This is a genomic window from Bacillus sp. FSL K6-3176 (genome assembly GCF_038003325.1).
Lineage (GTDB): Bacteria > Bacillota > Bacilli > Bacillales > Bacillaceae > Bacillus > Bacillus altitudinis.
In genome coordinates, this window is record NZ_JBBOOX010000001.1 from 2,867,227 (window position 1) to 2,891,267 (window position 24,041).

24 protein-coding genes are annotated in these 24,041 nt (G+C 40.1%); 15 read left to right on the top strand and 9 right to left on the bottom strand.

Annotated elements, in window-relative coordinates; all coding sequences use genetic code 11:
* Positions 1–88: 88 nt before the first annotated feature.
* The 7 genes from malK to MHB38_RS15065 all read left to right on the top strand — a co-directional run bounded on the left by malK (position 89) and on the right by MHB38_RS15065 (position 9,080).
* Positions 89–1,690, top strand: a complete 1,602-nt coding sequence (gene malK / locus MHB38_RS15035) for a malate sensor histidine kinase MalK (RefSeq protein ID WP_017367953.1) — start codon at positions 89–91, stop codon at positions 1,688–1,690.
* A complete protein-coding gene (locus tag MHB38_RS15040; protein ID WP_050826562.1) occupies positions 1,683–2,390 on the top strand; it encodes a response regulator in 708 nt (235 codons plus the stop codon). The genes malK and MHB38_RS15040 overlap by 8 nt, the downstream gene beginning before the upstream one ends.
* Positions 2,391–2,785: 395 nt before the next feature.
* The gene (locus MHB38_RS15045; RefSeq protein ID WP_025207900.1) at positions 2,786–3,868 is read left to right on the top strand and encodes a BMP family lipoprotein; all 1,083 of its coding nucleotides are present in this window, start codon (positions 2,786–2,788) and stop codon (positions 3,866–3,868) included.
* A 160-nt stretch (positions 3,869–4,028) separates the two neighbouring features.
* On the top strand, positions 4,029–5,564 hold the full coding sequence (locus MHB38_RS15050; RefSeq protein WP_008345830.1) for an ABC transporter ATP-binding protein: 1,536 nt from the start codon (positions 4,029–4,031) through the stop codon (positions 5,562–5,564).
* Positions 5,557–6,603, top strand: coding sequence for an ABC transporter permease (locus tag MHB38_RS15055; protein ID WP_025207902.1), 1,047 nt, complete (start codon positions 5,557–5,559; stop codon positions 6,601–6,603). Before MHB38_RS15050 ends, MHB38_RS15055 begins: the two co-directional genes overlap by 8 nt.
* Entirely contained in the window at positions 6,604–7,563 is a 960-nt protein-coding gene (locus MHB38_RS15060; protein ID WP_008345835.1) for an ABC transporter permease, read from the top strand. It abuts the gene before it with no gap.
* 179 nt (positions 7,564–7,742) lie between these two features.
* Positions 7,743–9,080, top strand: a complete 1,338-nt coding sequence (locus MHB38_RS15065) for a 2-hydroxycarboxylate transporter family protein (protein WP_008345838.1) — start codon at positions 7,743–7,745, stop codon at positions 9,078–9,080.
* A 71-nt stretch (positions 9,081–9,151) separates the two neighbouring features.
* Here MHB38_RS15065 and MHB38_RS15070 read toward each other — a convergent pair whose 3' ends face one another.
* On the bottom strand, positions 9,152–9,361 hold the full coding sequence (locus MHB38_RS15070; protein ID WP_017358947.1) for a hypothetical protein: 210 nt from the start codon (positions 9,359–9,361) through the stop codon (positions 9,152–9,154).
* 219 nt (positions 9,362–9,580) lie between these two features.
* On the opposite strand from MHB38_RS15070, the gene MHB38_RS15075 reads away from it, so the two are divergent.
* Genes MHB38_RS15075 through mnhG form a run of 7 tightly spaced genes read left to right on the top strand, consistent with a single transcriptional unit; the run spans position 9,581 to position 15,357 of the window.
* A complete protein-coding gene (locus MHB38_RS15075) occupies positions 9,581–11,992 on the top strand; it encodes a Na+/H+ antiporter subunit A (protein ID WP_202734257.1) in 2,412 nt (803 codons plus the stop codon).
* Positions 11,989–12,420, top strand: coding sequence for a Na(+)/H(+) antiporter subunit B (locus MHB38_RS15080; protein WP_008345843.1), 432 nt, complete (start codon positions 11,989–11,991; stop codon positions 12,418–12,420). Before MHB38_RS15075 ends, MHB38_RS15080 begins: the two co-directional genes overlap by 4 nt.
* Positions 12,420–12,761 (top strand): Na(+)/H(+) antiporter subunit C, encoded by a 342-nt coding sequence (locus MHB38_RS15085; RefSeq protein WP_008345845.1) that lies wholly within the window; start codon positions 12,420–12,422, stop codon positions 12,759–12,761. Before MHB38_RS15080 ends, MHB38_RS15085 begins: the two co-directional genes overlap by 1 nt.
* Complete coding sequence (locus tag MHB38_RS15090) at positions 12,754–14,232, top strand: Na+/H+ antiporter subunit D (protein WP_046344384.1); 1,479 nt, start codon at positions 12,754–12,756, stop codon at positions 14,230–14,232. Before MHB38_RS15085 ends, MHB38_RS15090 begins: the two co-directional genes overlap by 8 nt.
* 6 nt (positions 14,233–14,238) lie before the next feature.
* Positions 14,239–14,718, top strand: a complete 480-nt coding sequence (locus MHB38_RS15095) for a Na+/H+ antiporter subunit E (protein WP_008345848.1) — start codon at positions 14,239–14,241, stop codon at positions 14,716–14,718.
* Complete coding sequence (locus MHB38_RS15100; RefSeq protein WP_008345849.1) at positions 14,718–14,999, top strand: Na(+)/H(+) antiporter subunit F1; 282 nt, start codon at positions 14,718–14,720, stop codon at positions 14,997–14,999. The genes MHB38_RS15095 and MHB38_RS15100 overlap by 1 nt, the downstream gene beginning before the upstream one ends.
* On the top strand, positions 14,983–15,357 hold the full coding sequence (mnhG, locus tag MHB38_RS15105; RefSeq protein ID WP_003213369.1) for a monovalent cation/H(+) antiporter subunit G: 375 nt from the start codon (positions 14,983–14,985) through the stop codon (positions 15,355–15,357). The genes MHB38_RS15100 and mnhG overlap by 17 nt, the downstream gene beginning before the upstream one ends.
* 90 nt (positions 15,358–15,447) lie before the next feature.
* On the opposite strand, the gene MHB38_RS15110 is transcribed toward mnhG, so the two are convergent.
* From MHB38_RS15110 to degQ, 6 genes are all read right to left on the bottom strand, one after another.
* The gene (locus tag MHB38_RS15110) at positions 15,448–15,837 is read right to left on the bottom strand and encodes a hotdog fold thioesterase (protein ID WP_017358943.1); all 390 of its coding nucleotides are present in this window, start codon (positions 15,835–15,837) and stop codon (positions 15,448–15,450) included.
* A 23-nt stretch (positions 15,838–15,860) separates the two neighbouring features.
* Positions 15,861–16,502 carry a response regulator transcription factor gene (locus tag MHB38_RS15115; protein ID WP_007500477.1) on the bottom strand — a complete coding sequence of 214 codons (642 nt, stop codon included), beginning with the start codon at positions 16,500–16,502 and terminating at the stop codon, positions 15,861–15,863.
* Positions 16,503–16,582: 80 nt separating this feature from the next.
* Positions 16,583–18,895 carry an ATP-binding protein gene (locus MHB38_RS15120; protein ID WP_035701206.1) on the bottom strand — a complete coding sequence of 771 codons (2,313 nt, stop codon included), beginning with the start codon at positions 18,893–18,895 and terminating at the stop codon, positions 16,583–16,585.
* A 40-nt stretch (positions 18,896–18,935) separates the two neighbouring features.
* Positions 18,936–19,106, bottom strand: a complete 171-nt coding sequence (gene comX, locus MHB38_RS15125) for a competence pheromone ComX (RefSeq protein ID WP_074041927.1) — start codon at positions 19,104–19,106, stop codon at positions 18,936–18,938.
* Positions 19,103–20,017, bottom strand: coding sequence for a polyprenyl synthetase family protein (locus MHB38_RS15130; protein WP_202734256.1), 915 nt, complete (start codon positions 20,015–20,017; stop codon positions 19,103–19,105). Before MHB38_RS15130 ends, comX begins: the two co-directional genes overlap by 4 nt.
* Positions 20,018–20,168: 151 nt before the next feature.
* Complete coding sequence (gene degQ / locus MHB38_RS15135) at positions 20,169–20,309, bottom strand: degradation enzyme regulation protein DegQ (protein WP_003213123.1); 141 nt, start codon at positions 20,307–20,309, stop codon at positions 20,169–20,171.
* A 505-nt stretch (positions 20,310–20,814) separates the two neighbouring features.
* On the opposite strand from degQ, the gene MHB38_RS15140 reads away from it, so the two are divergent.
* Positions 20,815–21,168, top strand: coding sequence for a hypothetical protein (locus MHB38_RS15140; protein ID WP_019744042.1), 354 nt, complete (start codon positions 20,815–20,817; stop codon positions 21,166–21,168).
* A 36-nt stretch (positions 21,169–21,204) separates the two neighbouring features.
* Here the strand turns inward: MHB38_RS15140 and MHB38_RS15145 are convergent, their stop codons facing one another.
* Positions 21,205–22,431 (bottom strand): EAL and HDOD domain-containing protein, encoded by a 1,227-nt coding sequence (locus MHB38_RS15145; RefSeq protein WP_202734717.1) that lies wholly within the window; start codon positions 22,429–22,431, stop codon positions 21,205–21,207.
* Between the two features lie 139 nt (positions 22,432–22,570).
* Positions 22,571–24,040, bottom strand: a complete 1,470-nt coding sequence (locus tag MHB38_RS15150; RefSeq protein WP_007500472.1) for a nicotinate phosphoribosyltransferase — start codon at positions 24,038–24,040, stop codon at positions 22,571–22,573.
* Between the last annotated feature and the right edge of the window lies 1 nt (position 24,041).

Below are 24,041 nucleotides of genomic sequence, written 5' to 3' on the forward strand. Positions count from 1 at the left end.
TGATTTTGCACGTACATTCCTTCACAAACTTACATTTTCCCGTTAAAGTATTACTATTACGAAAAAATTGCGCGTTAGGGGTATACTCGTGAAAAAAACTTTAAGACTGCAAACACGGCTGACGATCTTTGTCTGTATTGTTGTCCTGATCTCCCTCTGTATCACATTCTTTACGATCTGGTCAGAAACAGCCAAAAATATTCATCAGCAGGAACGTGATATCGCCCTCTCCACTGCCAAAATGGTGGCAGAGGCTCCGATCACAGCAAAATCATTGGAAAAAGATCAATCATATACAGCACTGCGAAAATATACAACAAGTGTTCAGCGTATTACCAAAACCGAATTCGTTGTCGTCATGGATATGAACGGTATCCGCAAAACACATCCGAATCCGCAAAAGATTGGGAAGCGGTTTGCTGGCGGTGATGAAAAACCGGCATTACAGGGTAAAGAACATATTAGTACCGCATCTGGAACACTTGGCAAGTCCATGCGTGCCTTTGTTCCTGTTTACAACCAAGATGGCAAGCAGCTCGGGGCTGTGGCAGTTGGGATTACATTAAAGGAAATTGATTTAATTATTCATCAAAGCCTGCTCCCGCTCTACTTTGTCACATCGCTTAGCCTTTTATCTGGCATTATCGGCGCACTCATTGTGGCACGTAAAGTAAAGAAGATTATGTTTGGACTAGAGCCAGATGAAATTGCCACCTTATTAAAAGAACGAAGCGCTATGCTAGAATCAACAAAAGAAGGCATTCTTGCCGTTGATCAGCACGGTAAAATCAAGCTGGCAAATGCAGAAGCTAAACGTCTTTTTCATAATATGGGCATTATGGTTGACCCTAGAGAACAAGATGTACAGGCTCTTCTTCCTTCAAGCGGCTTAAAGCAAGTAATCGAAACACGGAAACCGCTGCTTGATCGCGATGTCAGAATGAACGGATTGGAGCTGGTCTTTAATGAGGTGCCGATTACGGTAAAAGGGGAAATTGTCGGAGCGATCGCAACCTTCCGTGACAAAACAGAAGTCAAACACCTGGCTGAGCAGCTGAGCGGGGTGAAGATGTATGCCAATGCTCTTCGTGCCCAGTCACACGAATTTATGAACAAGCTCCATGTCATTTTAGGATTGGTCCAGCTAAAGAACTATGATGACCTTGGCACCTATATTAAAGATATTGCGATTTATCAGCAGACAGAAACAAATGAAATCATCAACCATGTGAAAAACTCAGTCTTAGCCGGGTTTTTACTAGGAAAACAAAGCTACATCAGAGAACAAGGCGCAGCTTTAGAAGTCAATTGCAGTACACAGGTACCAAACTCGGAGGACCCAGCAGTCACACATGACCTTATTACGGTCATCGGTAATCTGTTAAATAACGCACTCGATGCCGTTTCCCATACAGAGAACAAAAATATCTCCATCTCATTCAGATATGTCCAAGAGCAGCTTCATATTGAAATTACAGATACAGGTGTCGGTCTGACAAAAGAAGAACAGGACATTATGTTTGATCAAGGCTTTTCAACAAAAGGAGAAGACAGAGGATTTGGCCTTTATTTTGTTGACCAAAGCATCAAAAAACTGAACGGACATATGATCGTCACAAGCGAAAAAGGAGAAGGAACGACCTTTAGTCTCCGTATTCCATATAAACAAAAGGAGGATTCACATGATTAATGTGTTGATCGTAGAAGATGATCCAATGGTCGGGGAGCTGAATAAACGCTACTTGACCCAAATAGAAGGATTTGAATTAAAAGGGATTGCCACCTCATTTCAAAAGGCACTAGACATCTTAAAATCAGAAATCATTCACCTTGTATTGCTTGATATTTATATGCCTGGACAAAATGGGCTCGCCCTATTATCAGAAATTCGTCAGCAAAATCATTCCGTTGACGTCATCGTCATTTCAGCTGCAAATGAAGTGGATGTCGTACAGCAAACGATGCGAAACGGAGCTGTCGACTATTTAATCAAACCTTTTGAGTTTGAACGCTTCCAATCAGCACTGGCAGAATACAAAAGAAAACATGCCCTATACCAAACGATGAACAGCATCTCGCAAAATGATTTAGACGCAAAGCTTTTTCATAAAAAAGCAGAGGCGGAAAAAGTCCTGCTGCCAAAAGGCCTGACTAAGAGCACACTCAAACTCATCTGGACAAGCATTCAATCATTCGGTCAGCAGGCTTTCACGACCGAAGACCTAGCCAATCATACTGAAATCTCCCAAGTTTCGATTAGAAAATATTTGAAATTTCTTGAGGATATCGAAGTGGTTGATGTGGAGATGGCATACGGGACAATCGGCCGCCCTGTTTTCCAATATAAACTGAATACAAGCAACATGAATTTGATACAGCAATATCTTTAATTTGACACATCTGACCTTTCACAAAGGCCAGATGTTTTTTTATGGCATACGATGTCACAAACCCCTTGATATCAGCGGTTTCACTGTAGTAGAGCACATCATAAAAGCGGCATTATATCATATTTCAGCACATAAAAAGACATCGAATTTAGCCTTTTAACATTTTTTTAAAAATAAAACAAATTTCTATTTATTTATTCGATGGGAAATGATAAATTATGATTGATTAGTTCAACGAGATATAAGTCTGATGTCTTACATCTTCTCTCCTGTTTCCATCAATTTTAAAAGAATGCAGGATAAAATACCCTTTTCACAAGGATAAGAGAAGGCAAGAGTCGGTCTTTTTTCGCGAGACTTTTCTGAAACTTTTAAATTTTATAGGGGGTTATGTTTTGAAGAAGCGCAAAATTGGACTTGCATTGTCCTTAGTCGTAGCAGCAGGAACCATCCTTGGAGCATGCGGCAACTCTGGCTCAAACAGCGGTGAAAACAAAAAAGATAAAGATCAATTCACTGTTGCAATGGTAACTGATGTCGGTGGTGTCGATGACAAATCGTTTAACCAATCTGCTTGGGAAGGTTTACAAGCATTTGGAAAAGACAACAATTTAACAAAAGGTAAAAACGGCTTTGATTACTTACAATCCAAAACGGATGCAGATTATCCAACAAATTTAAATACACTTGTTAGACAAAAATTTAACCTGATTTATGGTATCGGCTATAAAATGGAGAGTGCCATTTCTAAAATAGCTGATCAGCGAAAAGATTCCAAATTTGCAATTGTGGATGCAGTTGTTGATAAGAAGAACGTAGCTAGTATTACATTTAACGAAAACGAAGGGTCCTTCCTTGTAGGTGTTGCAGCGGCTCTTTCTACAAAATCAAACAAAATTGGTTTTGTTGGCGGCGTTGATTCTGAATTAATCAGAAAATTCGAAGTTGGTTTCCGTGCAGGCGTTGAAGCAGCTAATCCAAAAGCAAAAGTTGAAGTGAAATATGCTGGTGCATTCGATAAAGCAGACATCGGTAAAGCAACAGCTGAAAGTATGTACAAATCTGGCGTTGACATTATTTATCATGCAGCTGGAGGTACTGGAACTGGTGTCTTTACAGAAGCAACCAATTTAAAAAAGGCAGATCCAAATCGAAATGTTTGGGTTATCGGTGTTGATAAAGACCAGTATGACGAAGGTAAAGTACCTGGAACAAAACAAAGTGTCACTCTTACTTCTATGATTAAGAAAGTAGACACAGCGGTACAAGACTTAACAACAAAAGCAAAAGAAGGTAAATTCCCTGGTGGCGAAGTCATCACGTACGGTCTGAAAGAAGGCGGCGTTGACATCTCTCCATCTCAAGAGAATCTTGATAAAGATGTATTGAAGAAAGTCGAAGAATGGAAACAAAAAATCATCAAGGGTGAAGTGAAAATCCCTGCAACACGTGATGAACTAAAAGATTTTAAAGCTTAATTTGTGCATCGGGATAAGCCGCGCCTTATCCCCTTGCCTCTCCTTTACCTCCTCTTTATTCGTAAAAGGTGGTAAAAGAAAAGCTGCAGCCTTGTTTTGCAGCTTTTCTTTTGCTAGTTTTTATCTTCATCAGCACCCTAAAAAAGGAGCGGTTAAACCTGTGGATTATGTCATTGAAATGTTGAATATACGCAAAGAATTCCCTGGCATTGTAGCAAACGACAACATTACGCTGCAGCTAAAAAAGGGCGAAATTCATGCGCTGCTTGGTGAAAACGGCGCTGGAAAATCAACGCTCATGAACGTGCTTTTCGGACTGTACCAGCCTGAAAAAGGTGAAATCAAGGTACACGGAAAACCGGTTACAATCTCAAGTCCAAATGATGCAAGTGATTTAGGCATTGGAATGGTCCATCAGCATTTTATGCTAGTTGATACATTTACTGTGGCTGAAAACATCATTTTAGGAAAAGAGCCAAAGAAATTTGGAAAGATTGACAAAGAACAAGCCATTCAGCAAGTGCAGGAACTTTCTGACCGTTATGGACTGAAAATAGACCCTGCCGCTAAAGTATCTGACATCTCAGTCGGTATGCAGCAGCGAGCAGAAATCTTAAAAACACTATACCGCGGCGCTGACATCTTGATCTTCGACGAACCAACAGCCGTCTTAACACCTCAAGAAATAAAAGAACTCATACAAATTATGAAAAACTTAATTAATGAAGGCAAATCCATTATATTAATTACCCACAAGCTAAAAGAAATTATGGATGCCTGTCATCGCGTGACCATTATCCGAAAAGGGCAAGGTATTCGTACACTTGATGTGGAACACACAAACAAAGACGAGCTTGCCAGTTTAATGGTCGGCCGCGAAGTCTCATTTAAAACAGACAAAAAAGCAGCCTCCCCTGCTGAAGAAGTCTTGCAAATTCAAGATCTCACTGTCAAAGATGCGCGAGGAATTGAAGCCGTGAAACAACTCAATTTATCAGTGAAAGCTGGTGAGATTGTCGGAATTGCGGGTGTAGACGGAAATGGTCAATCTGAATTAATTGAAGCCATTACAGGTCTGAAAAAATCCGAATCTGGCACGATCATGCTAAACGGGAAAGCCATTCAAAATCTCCCGCCTCGTAAGGTCACAGAATCTGGTATCGGACATATTCCTCAAGACCGTCATAAGCACGGACTTGTCCTTGACTTTTCAATTGGAGAAAATATTTCCTTACAAACGTATTATCAGCGTCCATATTCGAAGTTTGGCTTGATGAATATGAAAAATATTTATCAAAAAGCAAAACGAATCATTGCTGAATACGACGTACGGACACCTAGTGAATATACAGAAGCACGTGCGCTATCAGGCGGTAACCAGCAAAAAGCCATTATTGGCCGTGAAGTGGACCGAAATCCTGATTTATTAATTGCCGCACAACCGACACGTGGACTTGATGTCGGAGCCATTGAGTTTGTTCATAAACGTCTGATTGAACAAAGGGATTCAGGCAAAGCTGTTCTGCTCATATCCTTTGAGCTTGATGAAATTATCAATGTCAGTGATAAGATTGCTGTTATTTTCGAAGGCAGCATTATTGCCATTGTGGATCCAAAAGAAACAACAGAGCAAGAACTTGGTCTGTTAATGGCTGGAAGTACGCAACAGGAAGTGGGGAAAGAAGCAAATGTCTAATCGCTTAACAAATCTGCTGATTCCGCTTATCGCCATTGTACTTGGTCTTTTCGTTGGGGCCATCATTATGCTGGCAAGCGGTTATAGTGTCATCGAAGGTTATAGCGCCCTTTGGAATGGTGTATTCGGTGAAACGTATTATATGGGAGAAACCATCCGACAAGTCACGCCTTATATTTTATCAGGACTTGCTGTTGCTTTTGCATTTCGGACAGGCCTCTTTAATATCGGAGTAGAAGGTCAACTTCTCATTGGCTGGATTGCATCTGTATGGATAGGAACAACCGTCCATGCACCTGCGTATATCCACCTGCCTCTTGCACTGATCACTGCAGCTGCTGCTGGTGCATTATGGGGCTTTATTCCTGGGTTTTTAAAAGCGCGTTTTTATGTTCATGAAGTGATTGTCACTATTATGATGAATTACATTGCACTTCATGTGACTAATTTTATTATTACAAATGTTCTTACAGATCATAAAGATAAAACAGATAATATCAATTCCACTGCCTCATTACACTCTGATTTTTTTGAAAAAATCACTGATTTTTCAAGCATGCATAACGGAATCATTGTAGCTGTCCTATCTGCGGTTATTATGTGGATCATTATCCAAAAAACCTCTAAAGGGTTTGAATTGCGTGCTGTTGGTATGAATCAGCACGCATCCCAATATGCTGGAATGAATGTGAGAAAAAACATTATATATTCCATGCTCATTTCTGGTGCCTTTGCAGGTCTTGCAGGTGCGATGGAAGGGCTCGGAACCTTTGAATATGCATCAATAAAAGATGCCTTCACTGGCGTTGGTTTTGACGGAATCGCTGTTGCCTTATTAGGCGGAAACACAGCTATTGGTGTCGTCTTAGCGGCATTATTGCTTGGTGGATTGAAAGTCGGTGCTTTAAACATGCCGCTTGAATCTGGCGTACCGACTGAGGTCGTTGATATTGTGATTGCGATCATTATTCTTTTCGTTGCCTCAAGCTATATCATCCGTCTTGTCATTCAACAATTGAAGAAAAAGGGGGGAAAATAAGTGGGATTTCTGCAAATTCTTGAAATCATCGTCCCGGCTACACTTGTATATGCTGCACCACTTATTTTAACCGCTCTTGGAGGCGTCTTTTCAGAAAGATCAGGTGTCGTCAATATCGGTCTTGAAGGTTTGATGGTCGTCGGAGCATTTTCTAGTATTATCTTTAACTTAATGTTTGCTGATACGTTTGGTGCCTTGACCCCGTGGCTCGGTCTACTTGTTGGTATGGCCATTGGCGGCGTGTTCTCACTCATTCACGCTGTTGCCACTATTACGTTCAGAGCAGATCAAACGGTCAGTGGTGTTGCGATTAACATGCTTGCCCTTGGTGCTACGCTTTTTGTTGTCAAACTGATTTATGGAAAAGCACAAACGGATAAAATTACAGAACCTTTCTATAAAGGAGATATTCCCCTTTTAAGTGATATTCCGATCATTGGTGATATTTTCTTTAAAGATGTGTATTATACGTCCATTCTCGCATTGGTTCTTGCGGTTGTCGCTTGGTTTGTTTTATTTAAAATGCCGTTTGGCTTACGACTTCGTGCAGTCGGAGAGCATCCAATGGCAGCTGATACAATGGGAATCAAGGTATACCGGATGCGCTATATTGGCGTCTTCATTAGTGGTCTATTTGGCGGTCTTGGCGGAGCTGTGTATGCATCGACCATCGCTCTTGACTTCTCACACGCCACCATTACAGGACAAGGCTTCATTGCGTTAGCCGCCCTTGTTTTCGGGAAATGGCACCCATTTGGCGCTATGGGCGCTGCTTTATTCTTTGGATTTGCACAAAGCTTAAGCATCATTGGCTCTCTGCTTCCGCTGTTTCAAGATATCCCGAACGTGTACATGCTCATTGCACCATATGTGCTGACGATCCTAGCTCTTACTGGCTTCATTGGACGAGCAGACGCACCAAAAGCACTTGGTACCCCTTATTTAAAAGGAAAACGATAAATAAATACCATGTATGATCAATCCCCTGAAGGACAAACTATCTTCAGGGGATTTTTGTATGATAAAAACGACAAAACCCCCGTTTATTTTACTTTTATTACACTTAATTTAGTTTAATAAATAGATGAGTGTCACAGAATCTTCTACAATTGAGACAAATAGCATTTGGGGGTGTTTATGTGGCTAATACACAACAATTGAAATCGATTACAAACGATTCTGACAATAATAAAAGCGTTTTCCGAAAAATTCTTTCTTGGAAAATTGGTGTTATTGATCTACCTGTGTATATAGTACTTGCAGCGATTATTTTAACTGCCGCTTATTTTAATAAAATTCCAGCAAATATGCTTGGTGGTTTCGCTGTTATTATGATTTTGGGGATTTTCCTAGGAGATGTAGGACAACGTATTCCAATCTTAAAAGATATTGGTGGACCGGCGATTCTTTCTTTATTCGTACCATCGTTCCTGGTCTTTTTTCATGTTCTGAATCCAAACTCGTTGGAAGCGGTTACGTCTCTGATGAAAACGTCGAACTTCCTATACTTCTATATATCTGCTCTTGTAGTAGGTAGTATTCTTGGGATGCAACGAACTGTTTTAGTACAAGGCCTTATTCGTATGTTTGTTCCTCTTGTTGCAGGTACAATTACAGCTGTAGCGGCTGGAATTCTAGTGGGTCTTCTAGTTGGTTACACACCGCATCATTCGTTCTTCTTTATCATTGTACCGATTATTGCCGGTGGTGTCGGTGAAGGAATATTGCCATTATCAATTGCTTATTCACAAATTCTTGGTGTATCAGCAGAGTCATTAATTTCTCAATTGATTCCGGCTGCTGTTATTGGGAACGTCATTGCCATCATTTGTGCTGGCGCAATGAAAAAGCTTGGTGAAAAACGTCCTGAACTAAACGGGAATGGACGACTTGTTAAATCAAAAGAAGCAAATGAAATCTTTGAACAGCCTGAAATGGATACTAAAGTTGACTTCAGCTTAATGGGTGCAGGTGTACTTGTTGCTTGTACAACCTTTATCTTTGGCGGCTTATTAGAAAGTTTTGTTCATATTCCAGGTCCAATCTTAATGATTGTTCTTGCTGCATTAATCAAATACTTAAACGTGATGCCTCAGCATTTGCAAAACGGCTCACAGCAGTTCTACAAGTTTGTATCGAAAAGCTTTACATGGCCTCTAATGGTTGGTTTAGGAATTCTATACATTCCACTTGATGATGTGGCCACTGTTATTTCGATTCCTTTCGTATGTGTATGTATTGCTGTTGTTCTAGGCATGGTTGGTTCTGGTTACTTTGTTGGTAAATTCATGAACATGTATCCAGTTGAATCTGCAATTGTGACTGGCTGTCACAGTGGATTAGGCGGTACTGGTGACGTTGCAATTCTTTCAGCTTCTGGAAGAATGGGCCTTATGCCTTTCGCTCAAGTCTCTACACGTCTTGGCGGAGCAGCAACCGTTATTTGCGCAACAATCTTACTCAGAATGTTTACTTAAAAAAGAAACAAAAAGCATGTCCCTTTCATAAGGGACATGCTTTTTTTATATTTCTTTTCTCCCATACATCCTCATTCATCAGCTAATACAATTCGTATATACTCCCGAGGCTGAAAAGGATACTGTTTCGCCTGCGGATAGGTCATATGGAGGAGATGTTCAGAAAATAGCGGCCATTCACTCCCGGCCTGCCACCTTTTTTGATCATTTCGTTCAATCAAGAATGCTCCTCCTAAAATCGTGCAGAATATGCTTAAGCTGATGGCGATCTTTCGTTTCATTTGATCAGCTCCTTTAAGAAAAGCATGTACGAAATACAAAACAATATACAACGAGTTTCATTTTTGATAAAATATTTTTTGTGGTCAAAAGAACTCAAAACAATTTCGATTTGCCGTAAATCAGTTCAAACCAATGCACCATGTCTGTATTTACGCTATAATTTTAGTTACCAGTTCTTTAGAACGTGAATTTATATTGATCAAAGGAGGTTCATTTTCTTGCAGCTTATTCACTTCGCCATCCTATCACCTTTTTTACTTGCCTTTGTCGTCCCTTTTCTCTTTAAATACGTAAGGCGTATACATACAGGATGGTTTGTTCTCATCTTGCCTATTCTTTTATTTACCTATTTCATCCAAATGCTCCAGATCACCTCGAATGGACGAACGTTGTTCTCACAAGCTGAATGGATTCCCTCTCTAGGGATGAATTTCACTGTGTATGTAGATGGTCTCAGCCTGTTATTTGCTTTACTCATCACAGGTATTGGTGCACTTGTGGTACTGTACAGTATTTTCTACTTATCAAAGGAAAAAGAACAGCTTGGCTCTTTCTATACGTATTTATTAATGTTTATGACCGCTATGCTTGGTGTTGTCCTCTCTGACAACATGGTCGTACTTTATTTGTTCTGGGAGCTAACGAGTATCTCTTCCTTCCTCTTAATTGGATATTGGTATAAGCGTGAGCGTTCTCGTTACGGAGCAACCAAATCACTGCTTATTACTGTGTTTGGCGGATTAGCTATGCTTGGCGGCTTCATCCTCATTTACCTGATCACTGATTCATTCAGTATTCGCGAAGCAGTCAATCAGCTTCAGCTCATTATGGCATCACCTTATTTCATCCCTGCGATGGTTCTCATTTTACTAGGGGCCTTCACGAAATCAGCGCAGTTCCCATTTTATATTTGGCTGCCTGATGCTATGGAAGCACCAACCCCTGTAAGCAGTTATCTGCATTCTGCTACTATGGTCAAAGCCGGTATTTATCTGGTTGCCCGCTTTAGTCCGATTTTTGCTATATCAGAGGTGTGGTTTTGGACCATTTCGATTGTCGGACTTATCACACTATTCTGGGGATCTTTCCACGCCGTTCGGAAAAATGATTTGAAAGCCATTCTGGCCTTCTCGACAGTGAGTCAACTCGGTATGATTATGCTCATGCTAGGAGTAGGCGCAGCTGCCATTCATGAAAACAACCCTGCCTTTTTTGGCGCAGCCGTTCTTGCTGCTATTTTTCATCTCATTAACCACGCGACCTTTAAAGGTAGTCTCTTTATGGCAGCAGGGATTATCGATCACGAAACAGGTACACGTGATATTCGCAAATTAGGTGGATTAATGACCATCATGCCAATTACCTTTACAATTACGTTAATTGGTACATTCTCGATGGCTGGACTCCCGCCTTTTAATGGATTTTTAAGTAAAGAGCTATTTTTCACAAGTATGATTCGGATTTCTGACATCAGCTTTACGGATGTTTCAACATGGGGGGCTGTCTTCCCTGCTATCGCTTGGCTCGCTAGTGTGTTTACGTTCATCTACAGTATGATGATCGTCTTCAAAACATTTAGAGGCCGTCTGAATGTCGATCAATTGGAGAAAAAACCGCATGAAGCACCGATTGGTATGCTGATCCCGCCAATTATTTTAGCTGCACTTGTGGTCACGTTCTTCTTTTTCCCTAATATTCTGGCCTATTCTGTCATTGAACCTGCCATTCAAGCGATCATTCCAGAAGCCATTCAAACAGGAAGCCGCTTTGCCGTAAAAATTGAAGCGTGGCATGGATTCCAGCCAGAGCTTTACATGACAATTGGTGTAGTTGCGCTCGGTACCATTGGCTATTTAACGCTGTCAAAATGGCGCCCAATGTACAACATATTTAAGGAAAAATGGTCATTTAACGCTTTGTATGATCGTTCGCTTATAGGTGTAGAAAAAGGGGCTTACCGCCTAACAAACAGCTATATGACAGGATTCCTTCGTGACTATCTTGTCTATGTATTTGGGTTTATGATTATCGTGCTTGGCAGCGTGATGTTCTACAAGCAAGCCTTCTCATTTCAAACTGAGCATGCTGCTTCAATCGGCACGTACGAAGTCATCCTTTCACTTGTGATGGTCGCAGCGACAGTCACTACTGTATTTGCTCGTTCACGCTTAACAGCTATTATTGCGCTAGGTGTTATGGGCTACACGCTGTCATTGTTCTTCGTGATTTTCAGAGCACCTGACCTTGCGCTGACACAGCTCATTATTGAAACCATTTCTGTCGCGCTGTTTTTACTTTGCTTCTATCATTTGCCAAAGCTGAGCCTGAAGCAAAAAACACGAAGATTTAAATTAACAAATTTGATCATCTCATTAGGTGTTGGAGTCGTTGTCACCTGTCTTGCTTTCGCTTCAACAAGCCAGCAATCTCTTGACACAATTTCAACGTACTTCATTGAAAACAGCTACAAACTGGCTGGCGGAGACAATATTGTCAATGTCATTCTTGTCGATTTCAGGGGCTTTGATACACTCTTTGAGATTACAGTGCTGGCCATTGCGGCACTCGGTATTTATGGATTATTGAAGGTAAAAGCACAAGGAAAACGGAAGAGAGGCGTACGGCGATGAGAAAGATTGATACGAATGATATGCTCTTACAAGTCACTACTAAAATTACAGCATTCATCATCTTGCTTTTCTCACTTCACCTATTTCTTGCAGGACATAACAATCCTGGCGGAGGATTCATTGGCGGTTTGATGAGTGCTGGTGCTGTCGTCCTTCTGCTTTTAGCCTATGACCTTAAAACAGTCAGACGCATTTTACCATTTGACTTTATTTATGTGGCTGGTGTCGGTTTGCTCGTTGCCATCCTAACAGGTATGGGATCTTTTCTGTTCGGAGCACCTTTCCTATCCCATGCATTCGATTATTTCCAACTGCCGTTTCTAGGGAAAACAGAACTGGCGACAGCGGTCCTGTTTGATATCGGTGTGTATTTAGTTGTTGTTGGTGTCACCATGACCATTATTCAAACGATTGGAGAGAAGGAATAATGGAATTTCTAATGTCTATTATCGTCGGAATCATTTTTATGGCAGCGACCTATTTAGTGCTTTCAAAAAGCCTTCTGCGGGTCATCGTCGGTACTGCCGTTTTAAGTCACGGCGTCCATTTGCTTCTATTAACAATGGGCGGCTTAAAAAAGGGAGCACCTCCTATTTTGAAAGAGGGGCTCACATCCTATGTAGATCCATTGCCACAAGCATTAATTTTAACAGCCATTGTCATTGCTTTTGGTGTAACATCCTTTTTGCTCGTGATGGCCTTCCGTGCCTTCCAAGAGCTGAGAACAGATGACATGGATCAAATGAGAGGAAATGATCAGCATGAATAATCTCGTGATCCTGCCTATATTAATACCATTACTAGCTGCTACATTATTGATCTTTATGAATAAAAACACCATGCTGTCGAGAGGCTTTAGTGTGTTTGCATCTCTTTTAGCCATTATCTGTAATGTCTATTTGGTCCAAACGATTTTCACAAACGGCATACAAACCCTTTATTTGGGCGGCTGGAAAGCACCGTTTGGCATTGCCCTTGTGGCCGATCAGTTTGCTGCGCTTCTTGTGCTGACCGCTTCCATTGTTGGACTTGTCACAGTTCTTTTTTCCTTTCAAACGATTGGGAAAGAAAGAGAGCGGCTTTTCTATTATTCTGGTGTCCAATTCTTGTTAGCTGGCGTCAGTGGTGCCTTTTTAACGGGAGATATTTTCAACCTGTTTGTCTTCTTTGAATTGTTGCTGATGGCATCTTATATGCTCATTGTTCTGGGTGGTTCAAAGCCTCAGCTTCGTGAATCACTGAAATACATTGTGTTTAATATTATCTCATCGGCATTATTTATTGTTGGCGTAGCGTGTTTATATGCAGTCACAGGCACACTGAACATGGCTGATTTAAGTGTGAAAATAGCTGAATCTGGGCAAACAGGGTTAATCACCGTGATTGCCATTCTGTTCCTGATTGTATTTGGCTTAAAAGCTGGGGTCTTCCCGCTTTATTTCTGGTTGCCAGGGTCTTATCATGCACCGCCAGCAGCGATTTCAGCTTTGTTTGGCGCACTGCTGACAAAGGTCGGGCTATATGCGATTGCCAGGATCTTTACGCTCATCTTTATACATGATACAGGTTTTACACATACACTTATGGCTTGGCTAGCCGCTCTAACGGTTATATTCGGTGTCATTGGCTCTATCGCCTATTCTGATGTGCAAAAAATTGTGATTTATAACATTGTCACAGCTGTTGGTGTCATTTTGTTTGGTATTGCGGCCAATACACCGGCATCACTTCAAGGCGCCATTTATTACCTCATTCACGATATGGTGATCAAAGGAGCTCTATTTATGCTCGCAGGGGCACTGTTTGTGTATGCTGGAACCAATCATCTGAAAAAAATGGGTGGGCTGATTCAATCCCAGCCTCTACTCGGCTGGATGTTCTTCATATCGGCTTTATCACTTGCAGGTATTCCTCCGCTAAGTGGATTTGTTGGCAAGCTGAAAATTGTTGAAGGTGGGTTTTCTGCTGGGTACATGACGTTCTCTATCCTTGTTTTACTGTCCAGTCTTCTTGTCCTTTATTCTGTTATGAGGATTTTCATGCTCGCGTTTTGGGGAGAGGATCAGGATATGCGAAGAAGAAAGCCATCCATTAGAGGAATGGTGTATCCTGGGGTACTGCTTGTTATCTTATCGCTTGCGATTGGATTAGGCACAGAATTCATTGCACCTTATATCAATCAAGCTGCGGAAATGCTTTCAACACCAGAAAAATATATTCAAGCTGTGCTGAAGGAGTAGATGAACATGGCCTTTCAAATATTATTAAACGCTCTCCTCGCCTTTACATGGATGTTTATGAATGATACATACAGAGCTGCAGACTTTGTATCAGGCTTTGCACTAGGGATGATCGCCATTTTTATGCTACGGCGATTCTTCCCGCAACGTTTTTACGGCTATGCCCTTTATGCGATTTTCAAGCTCGTCATCATTTTTATCAGAGAGCTGCTTCTTGCCAATTTGAGTGTACTCAAGACGGTGTTATCTCCAAAGCTTAAGATCAAGCCTGGTATTTTCGCCTTTCGTACAGATTTAAAAACAGATTGGGAAATCACCATACTGGCCAATATGATTACATTAACACCTGGTACACTGGTCATCGATATTTCCGATGATCGTTCGATTTTATACATTCATGCGATGGATATTGAAGATGCTGAAAAAGCCATCCACGATATTCGAGTATCATTTGAAAAAGCGATTCAGGAGGTGAGCGGTAAGTAATGGAACTGATCTTGCAAATGTCACTTGGAATTCTTGCGCTGTCTACTTTGCTTTTTGTGATACGGGTCATCAAAGGACCTTCTATCCCAGATCGCGTTAGTGCGCTTGATGCGATAGGAATCAATTTAATTGGGATGACAGCCATCGTGTCTATCTTACTGAAAACCACTACGTTCTTTGAAATTATTTTACTGCTCGGTATTCTTGCCTTTATCGGCACTGTCGCTTTTTCCAAATTCCTTGAGAAAGGGGAAGTGATTGAAAATGATCGTCATCGCTAAAGCGATCGTGATTTTCTTTATTCTGCTTGGCGCCATCCTCTGCTTGATTTCAGCCATTGGTGTCCTTCGCCTGCCGGATGTTTACACACGTATGCATGCTGCATCAAAAGCATCGACACTTGGTGTTGTTCTCATTTTAGTTGGTGTGTTCTTTCATGAATGGTTTCTTGCAGGGATCATCTCTGCGAAAATCCTGCTTGGGATTGTCTTTATCTTTCTGACCGCACCAGTCGGCGCTCATTTGATCGGAAGAGCCGCTTACAACACTGGTGTGAAAATGGACAAACGAAGTGTCCAAGATGATTATGGTGGTTTCCGTAACTTTGTCATTAAACGAAAAGAAGACTCTTATTTATAAATGAAGAATATGACATTCAGGTCTTGTTCACTTTACCTGCATGTTCATAAAAGGGTATTAAAAAAAGCTTCCGCTGCACCGGGAGCTTTTTTATATGCGATCAATGACAGCGAGTGTACATCTTGACGTACAGATATGACGGTCTCGATCATCTTTTATATCGATTTGGAATACCATTGTACGCCGCCCAACATGTACAGGAACAGCTGTAGCTGTCACCACTCCATCACGTACAGATTTTAAATGATTGGCATTGATTTCAATACCTGAACAAACCTGCTTCGTTAAATCCAAATGAGCAGCAGCACCCATGCTTGCCACTGTTTCTGCTAGAGCAGCTGATGCTCCTCCATGCAGTAATCCAAATGGCTGTTTTGTTCGGTGATCGACTGGCATTGTCGCCACGCATCGTGACGTATTGCATTCCACAATCTCAATCCCCAGTGCCTCAAGCAGTGTATTTGAACCACTCACATCCATCAAGGCCCTCTCCCTTCACACGTTTACAGGACACTTTCCGATTTTGCAATTAACACCGCTTCCGTTCGAGATCCAACATTCAGCTTATTAAAGATGGATGTCAAACTGTATTCAATCGAGCGTTTGCTCAAATGAAGCACATCGGCGATCTCTTGGTTTGTGTACCCTTTTTCCACTTCTCTTAAGATTAAACATTCACGCTCTGTTAACAGCTCATGATCCGTCTGCTGCGCCTGTTCTGGCTTCTCTTGCTGCTGTGAAATTAATTTCTTTAAATAGGATAGCTGAATGACAACTTCTCCTTGCAATGTGCGGTGTATGTATTCAATGATTTTGTCTTTTGTCTCTGTTTTACTTATTGCACCATGCAATCCAGCTCGAATGGCCTCTTCGAAATAATCGTCTACTTCATATCCTGTATAAATGATAATTTTCACTTGTTGATTCGTTTCTAGAATTTGTTTGGCAATGTCCATTCCATTGATATCCCCGAGATTTAAATCCATCAAGATCACATCATAGATGGAAAAGTCATGCGTCTTTAAAAAGGCGCCTTCTGCATCAGGACTTAAACAATCGACTGATAGCTGCTGATCTGATTCTAATATGCTTTTTGTCCCTTCCATGACAGCCGGATGATCATCAATGACCAATATCTTCTTCATGTCTTCCTCCCTTTAAATCACTCACTTCCATTTTATATAAAAGACTTGGCAGATGCCAAGTCTTATTCCTTAAGAAAACGTTACAATTCCATTTCAATTTTCACCTTGAGCCCTTTTTCAGGTGCTGTGTGAATTTGAAGCTTTCCATTTAGAGCTTTGACTCGTTCCCTTATGCCAGAAAGACCCATGCTCATCGTGTGCTGATCAAGCTGGCTTGCATCAAATCCGACTCCATCGTCCTCATAATGGAGAACAACTTGATCTTTAATACAAATGAGCATCACTAAGACTTGGCTGGCCTTAGAATGCTTCAACGCATTGGATAACAGCTCCTGCACTATCCGGTAAATATTCAGCTGTGAGTCAATATCAATGTCCAGTTCTTTATCAAAGCGGGTTGTATTCAGCCTAATATGAAATGGCGCTTCCTCTTGAATTTGCGAAGTCAGCTTCGAAATTGCCTTCACTAACCCCAAATCATAGAGGAGCTGAGGCCGAAGTTCATGACATGTTTCTCTCGTGGTTTGAATCACCTTAGACATTTGTTCATTCCATGAGATCAATGAATTTTCAATAGATGTTGGGCATTGGTTGTTTTGGAAATTGGTTAAGAACATCTCGGACTGTCTCTTCAGTGAAATCAAATCCTGCAGCACAGAATCATGAAGATCCCTCGCTAAATCTGAGCGCTGCTTCTCTTCCATGGCGAACATGACTTTCTTCAGCCAGGCGGGATTGGCTTCCCGCTGTTTCAAATCCTCCAGATGCTCCATCAATTCTTCAATCTTGACGACATTTTCTAAACTGACACTTGTGTAAAATGCCAATGTTTTCAGCCATGAGATTTCATCGCGTGTCAATTTCGGCGTCTGTATATTGGATAAGCAGCAAATCATAAACGAGTGACCGCCCCGCTCTCCAATTTTCATCATAAACCCTTTATCAAGCTCGATGATTTTCCCAACTTCACCTAAAATATCTTGAAATTGATCCACGTATTCTTTCCATAACTTACTATCATTTGTTGATTCATCAATTTCAATCATTTCTCCATTAGCCTTCACCTCTAGCACAAAGGCTTTATTCACAACGAGCACTTCTAAAATGGTGTATTTCAAATGATACAGTACTTGATGAAGTGATGACGCCTCACGAATAAGCTGCGTAAATTTAAACACGCTGTCTTGGTAATTATACTTCTCTGAAAAACGTTTCAAACGAAAACGGAAATCTAAAATTTCTTTGAAATAGAAAACAGCCAACATGAGTGTATATGTGATGAATGCGAGCTTCAGTGTGTACTTTAAATCTTCTGGTTTTTGCAGAATATAAAACGTGACAACAACTAAAATGGTCGGTGTAATGGCAATAAATCCATAGTATTTAAGTCTACTAATCAAGAAATCCATATTGTAAAGTTTGTTCGTCATGAATTGATACACGAGTGAAAAAGGAATGAGCAATACAAAAGAAGTTAAGAAAAAGGGATCTACAACATAAATACGAAACAAAACATATGGAATTGCAAATAAAAATATAAACGGACAAAATGCTATGATATTAATCATGACAAAAAACTTTAAAACAGACCCCTGCTCTGTCTCTTTATATTTCTGCATTCCATTAATAATGACTTTGAATGACATGATAATAGAAGCAAAAAAGAATAAAAGATTTAAACTCGGCATGTATCTGGCTATCGCCGAATCAATTGGAACAAACAGCTCTATTACTAGATTAGTTATAGGAAGACTATATAAAATATAAATTGTTTTTCGAGTCGTTATATGCAGGTCAAACTCTTTGAAATATTGATAAATGAAATGAATATAAAAGATAAATACACTTGATAAACAAAATGTGATGACATAATGGCTAAATCTATCACCAATACCCGAAGTACCTGCACTAAGATATCCGATACAAATCGTTAATAAAAATAAAACTAAAAGAAATGCTGATTTTCGTTGGATCTCTTTGTTAATACGAATGATAAAGAAGATACAAAATAAACATATTGAATACAGGATGAGAGGAATTATATAGACAAATAAACTTTCTTGACCAATCAATGTCTTATTTTTTAGGGTGATCATTTGGTTGCCTCTTTGAATATCAATTCTTTGCACATTCCTAAGCTCACCATTGATCAAATGATCTTTGTTGTTAGCAGATTCTCCATTGATTTTAAGTATAATATCTCCTTCTTCTAATCCTGATGTGTAGGCTAAAGAAAGATATTCGACTTTGACAACTTCTGCTTGACCATTCTTGTTCTCCTCAACACGTGCTCCATTAAAAATATCAAATACATAAATATATGAAACATAGATCACAAATAAAAAAGACAGAAAAACAAAAAAAGCAGATAGTTTCGTATAAGTTATCTTCATGTATAAAACATCCTTAACTGGAGAACTTTTAAATCAAGTATCATTTATAGTACCATATATAATCTGCAGACATTTGCCCTTTTTTTATGCCTTGAATGATTGCTTTCATCGTTTCCTCATCTGTGTGAATTAAACTAGCATTCCCTAAGTCCAATTCATTCACAACACTAGGATTTTTCACTAAATATGCAATAACATTTTGAATGTTCAATCATTGCCCTCCTTTGTCATATATGCATATAATTGTTCCTTTTTCGTTTTAGGCAAATCAAGTTGTGCAATTCCTTGCTTCATTTTTAACAGCATAATCTCTCTCATCGATACCATGTACTGAGTCAAACCAGCTTCAAGTAACTTTTGCTTCAGTTGAAACGGCTTTTGCTCTGACTCATCCAGCTGGTTAGAAAAGAAGGAAAGAAGCTCTAGACTGACATTGTTAAAATGTCTTTGTAAATAACTAAATGCCAGCGTTTGTTTTTTTTGAAAATCTCCGTTTGTTTTTGAAAATAACGCAAAAAAATCGTTACTGATTTGTTCAGCAACACCATAATATATCGAATAAGATTCTACAGTGGCATTCATTTTTCTTGTCGCTAAATAAACACCCAGTACGCTAGAAAGAGCTGTTAAAGATCCCGATTTTTTCCTTAAAACCTCTACACAATCTTCTTCTGTTCCATACAAATGACTCAAATCCTCATGCTGCCCTTCCATAGACATTTTGATGAAGTGGAACAGTTTCTCTATTAGTTGAGAATTATTTTCACAAATTGATGTGATGAATTGGATACTCACCGTATACAAATACGTAGCAGCATTGATGGCCACCCCTTGGTTGACGTTCATCCAAGGATACGAATCATTATCCTGATCTTCAATATCATCTAATATATCGGCAGATAAGATGAGAAGTTCAATCCCTGCTGCCAGTTTTGTAATCGCTTGCTTGTCTTGTCCGCCAAATGCCTCATAATGTTGGTAAGCCAATTGCCCAAAAGGAAATTCATTCTTTATATCTGTAAATTCGAGAAGCAGCTTTTGTAAATCATTTTGCCTGACTGCATGTTGAATAAAATCAGACATTTTCTGCTTGATTTTTGTATTCTCTAGATAGTTTAGCATACTCGATCTTGATCCTCACCCTCTCGCCTCTTATTTTACTAAAAAGAAATAAGCAAATGTCCACTGACATCACTATTTAACAATTATATAATAATATATCCTTTTTTTGTATGTATTTGGATAAAAAAAAGACTTGATGGTTATCAAGTCTTTAAGAAATTTTCACATATTCATATTTGTCGTATTGATCAATGCTTTTGTTAATGTTATGAAGAGAAGCCGTTGTTTCTCTAATTTCGTTTTCAAGTTTCCATAATAGTTGTTTAAGTTCTTCGATTTCATACTTTTCCATCGATTCCACTCTCCTTTTTTGGAAGATCAATGTATTTGTGTATGTTGATTGGGTCATAAGTATTTGATCTGTTACTAACAGTGTAAATGCTATTGAGTATTTTTTCACCGAAAAGTATGCACAAAATGTGTGCGTGATACCGCAAAATTCAATAGGTCTTTTTTCATCATTTTCAGACTTTTCAAATGATACTTTTATCTCAATTTCAAAGGAAATACGTCATTTTTGCGACATGAACAGGCATCATTCGTCACAATTCTCACGATACAGAACATACGATCCCCTCTATTTCCTCGGTTTTTCATGTTATAGGTCAGACGACAGGCTCTACTGTAGACACCGCAATTTTTTGGCGACATTCACCGAAATTGACCGCAAAAGTACCTATTTTTATGATGAATATGCAAAGGTAGAAAGATCATTTTGATTCTTTATTCGGATTTTCTTCATACATTTAGAACAGATATCCGTCCAAATTCACTTCAATGAGAGAAGAGGTGACCATGTGTTTTACTATGTTCCTTATCCGCCTTTGCAGGTTCCCGCAATGGGGAACGCATACCCGCGAACACCTATGACTTTTCCTCCAGTAGATGCTCATGCGTTTCAAAAGGCTGCAAAGGAATCAACCCGTCTCGTGGCTGATGCATCCCTCATTACACAGCAGATTTCCGGTTCGCTTTCGTTTGGACAGCGAATCATGGAAGCTGCTGAACGTGCTGACACCGCAAGTGTGATTCGAATGCTGAAGCAGATTGGGGTGAAAAGCAATATCGATATCCGCTTTAGTCCAGAAGGCATCCGCATCTACTTATCCCTCTCTTCCAGTAGGCTTTTTCTACTTTTACAGTGGGGATAACAAAGAAAAAGGCCGCTCTAGTGGGAGCGGCTTTTCTTAAGATTCAAACATTTTATGACACCATTCAATGGCTTCTATATAACAGCCGTAGGCTTCCTGCTTAGGGAGACTTCCACCTAACATCTCATCATCCCATTCATTTCGTTCAATACGTTTGGCAATCTCTAACACAAGGAAATAGTCATTTTCATAGCCAAGCAGTGCCTCACCTACTTCATCCGAAAGAGGCAGTTCTTTCACAAGTTCAGTAATGTCCGCCCTGACAAGCGTATCAATGAGTGAAAACATACCTGTTAGCATATAAGAAGCGGGATGTTCTCGTTCAGTTCGACTAGCAATGAGTTCACACGTTTTGGCACGAATGAACGACATTTTGATGATTTCCTTTTGGCTTGAGTTGGCTTGGACATTTAGTTCTTTAAATGAAAGGATAAAGATCCATCGCCGTATTTCATTAAACCCAAGCAGGATAATCGCCTGACGAATACTCTTGATTTGATAAAGACGTCTCATGCCGCCAGAATTGAGCATTTTTAATAATTGATATGAAAGGGAAAGATCACTTTCTATAAAGTGCGTCACGGTCTGAATATTCGGCTGCTCCTTGCTCAGCTCATTCAATAGCTGATGGTATGCGTGGAAGCTAGTCGATAAGGCTCGTCCCGAAATGACGTGCGGCTCACTAAAGAAATAACCTTGAAACAAATGGAAGCCAGCTTCTAACGCTTCTTCATATTCTTTTCGCGTTTCTACCTTTTCAGCAAGGAATCGAAGTCGATACTTTTTATATGTATGTAAAATGTCTCTTCGTTCTTCACATGTTGTTTTCAGAAAATCAATTTTTAAAATATCAATGCAATAGAGGAGTTCATCGAGTAACTTGTCATGAAAATGTGTTCCGCTCAGAAAGAAATCATCGAGCGCAATCGTGTATCCCCACTTTTTTAATTGCTTACATCTCATAATAAGTGCCGGGGTAATCGGTACATTTTCTAATATTTCGATCACAAGCTGATGTGGATCAAAATAAGTGAGCAGATCAGACGAAAGCAAGCTTTCGGTGAAATTGATGTAGCATCGTTTTCCTTCTGTCAGTGTTTCGATGCCAATGTTTAAAAAACTATTGATAATGAGGTCCGTTGTCGCTTGATCACCATCTTCAGCGCTATATATATTGGTTTCACTATCTCTATAAAGCAGCTCGTATGATACGACTTGTTCTTTTCTGTTAAAAATAGGCTGCCTTGCAACAAACACCCTCAACTGCTCCATTCCTCCTTTATGCAATGACAAACAAGATGTGCCTTCAGTATACCAAATGATTGCCCATAAGGTTCATTTTGAATCGTCCAACATGAAAAAAAGAGACCATCTGGCTTGATGATCTCCTTTCCCGGGGTAATCAGCTTTCATAAAGCTCTTTTTTGATTTTATTTTTCACATCATGGATAAATTGCATCTTATTATCCCAGCATTTTTGACTCAAATCGACTGGGTATTCTTCTGGTTTGCTGATTCGTTTGTATTCCTCCCAGAAGAGTCCGAGACTGTCCTGCACATATGCTTGAATCGTTTGGATATCTGGATTATCATACACCAGCTTCCCTTGTTCAAAAATTGGGACATGAAGGTCCTTCGCCACAAAATTTGTCACAAATTTGCTGATAAATGTATGAACTGGATGGAACATTTTCAGCTTATCTTCACTTTGAACATCTTCTTCTTCAAGGGCAATGTAGTCTCCCTCAGAGTGATGATTCAATTGATTGATAATGCGATACACTCGTTTACGGCCTGGTGTTGTCACTTTCTCTGGATTAGAAGAAATTTTGATCGTGTCATTCATCTGACCGTTTTCTTCAATCGATACAAGCTTATATACAGCACCAAGAGCTGGCTGATCGAATGCGGTAATCAGTTTCGTTCCAACACCCCATACATCAATTTTTGCACCTTGTGCTTTTAAGTTCATAATGGTGTGTTCATCAAGATCGCTTGATGCAATGACCTTGGCGTCATGGAATCCAGCTTCATCCAGCATCGTTCTCGCCTTTTTAGACAAGTAGGCAAGGTCTCCGCTATCAAGTCTGACCCCAATAAAGTTAATTTTATCACCGAATTCTTTCGCTACCTTAATCGCATTTGGAATGCCTGATCTGACCGTATCATATGTATCCACTAAAAAGACACAGTCTGTATGTGTTTCGGCATATTTTCTAAATGCAGTATATTCGTCGCGATATGCTTGTACAAGGGCATGGGCATGGGTGCCTGATACGGGAATATTGAAGCGTTTCCCTGCACGGACATTACTTGTTGCCTGAAATCCGCCGATCAGTGCTGCTCTTGCTCCCCACATGGCTGCATCCATTTCATGCGCACGTCTTGTTCCGAATTCTAATGCTGTCTCATCTTCAATGATTCCTTTAATACGAGCCGCCTTTGTTGCAATTAGCGTCTGGAAGTTCACGATGTTGAGCAGTGCCGTTTCAATTAGCTGCGCTTCAACAAGTGTTGCCTCGATGCGCATAATAGGTTCATTCGCAAAGACAATTTCTCCTTCTCGCATTGAATGAAGTGTCCCTGTAAAAGACAATCCGCTTAAGTATTCAATGAAATCGCTTTTATAACCGAGTTCATCTTTTAAATATGCAAGGTCGCTCTCGGTGAAGGAGAAGTCCGATAAATATTCAATCGCTTTCTCTAAACCAGCAAATACAGCGAAGCCGTTGTCAAATGGAAGCTTTCTAAAGAAGAGTTCGAAGACTGCCTTCTTCTCATGAATGCCGTCTCTCCAATACGTTTCTGCCATGTTAATTTGATAAAGATCTGTATGTAGTGATAAACTGTCGTCAATAAACCGATGCTCCAAC

Coding starts and splice junctions, on each gene's coding strand:
- MHB38_RS15100 (WP_008345849.1), top strand. CDS start 14,718: ATGGAACTGATCTTGCAAATGTCACTTGGAATTCTTGCGCTGTCTACT.
- MHB38_RS15110 (WP_017358943.1), bottom strand. CDS start 15,837: ATGGATGTGAGTGGTTCAAATACACTGCTTGAGGCACTGGGGATTGAG.
- MHB38_RS15095 (WP_008345848.1), top strand. CDS start 14,239: ATGGCCTTTCAAATATTATTAAACGCTCTCCTCGCCTTTACATGGATG.
- degQ (WP_003213123.1), bottom strand. CDS start 20,309: ATGGAAAAGTATGAAATCGAAGAACTTAAACAACTATTATGGAAACTT.
- mnhG (WP_003213369.1), top strand. CDS start 14,983: ATGATCGTCATCGCTAAAGCGATCGTGATTTTCTTTATTCTGCTTGGC.
- MHB38_RS15040 (WP_050826562.1), top strand. CDS start 1,683: ATGATTAATGTGTTGATCGTAGAAGATGATCCAATGGTCGGGGAGCTG.
- MHB38_RS15115 (WP_007500477.1), bottom strand. CDS start 16,502: ATGAAGAAGATATTGGTCATTGATGATCATCCGGCTGTCATGGAAGGG.
- MHB38_RS15090 (WP_046344384.1), top strand. CDS start 12,754: ATGAATAATCTCGTGATCCTGCCTATATTAATACCATTACTAGCTGCT.
- MHB38_RS15085 (WP_008345845.1), top strand. CDS start 12,420: ATGGAATTTCTAATGTCTATTATCGTCGGAATCATTTTTATGGCAGCG.
- MHB38_RS15130 (WP_202734256.1), bottom strand. CDS start 20,017: ATGCTAAACTATCTAGAGAATACAAAAATCAAGCAGAAAATGTCTGAT.
- MHB38_RS15070 (WP_017358947.1), bottom strand. CDS start 9,361: ATGAAACGAAAGATCGCCATCAGCTTAAGCATATTCTGCACGATTTTA.
- MHB38_RS15080 (WP_008345843.1), top strand. CDS start 11,989: ATGAGAAAGATTGATACGAATGATATGCTCTTACAAGTCACTACTAAA.
- MHB38_RS15055 (WP_025207902.1), top strand. CDS start 5,557: ATGTCTAATCGCTTAACAAATCTGCTGATTCCGCTTATCGCCATTGTA.
- MHB38_RS15120 (WP_035701206.1), bottom strand. CDS start 18,895: ATGAAGATAACTTATACGAAACTATCTGCTTTTTTTGTTTTTCTGTCT.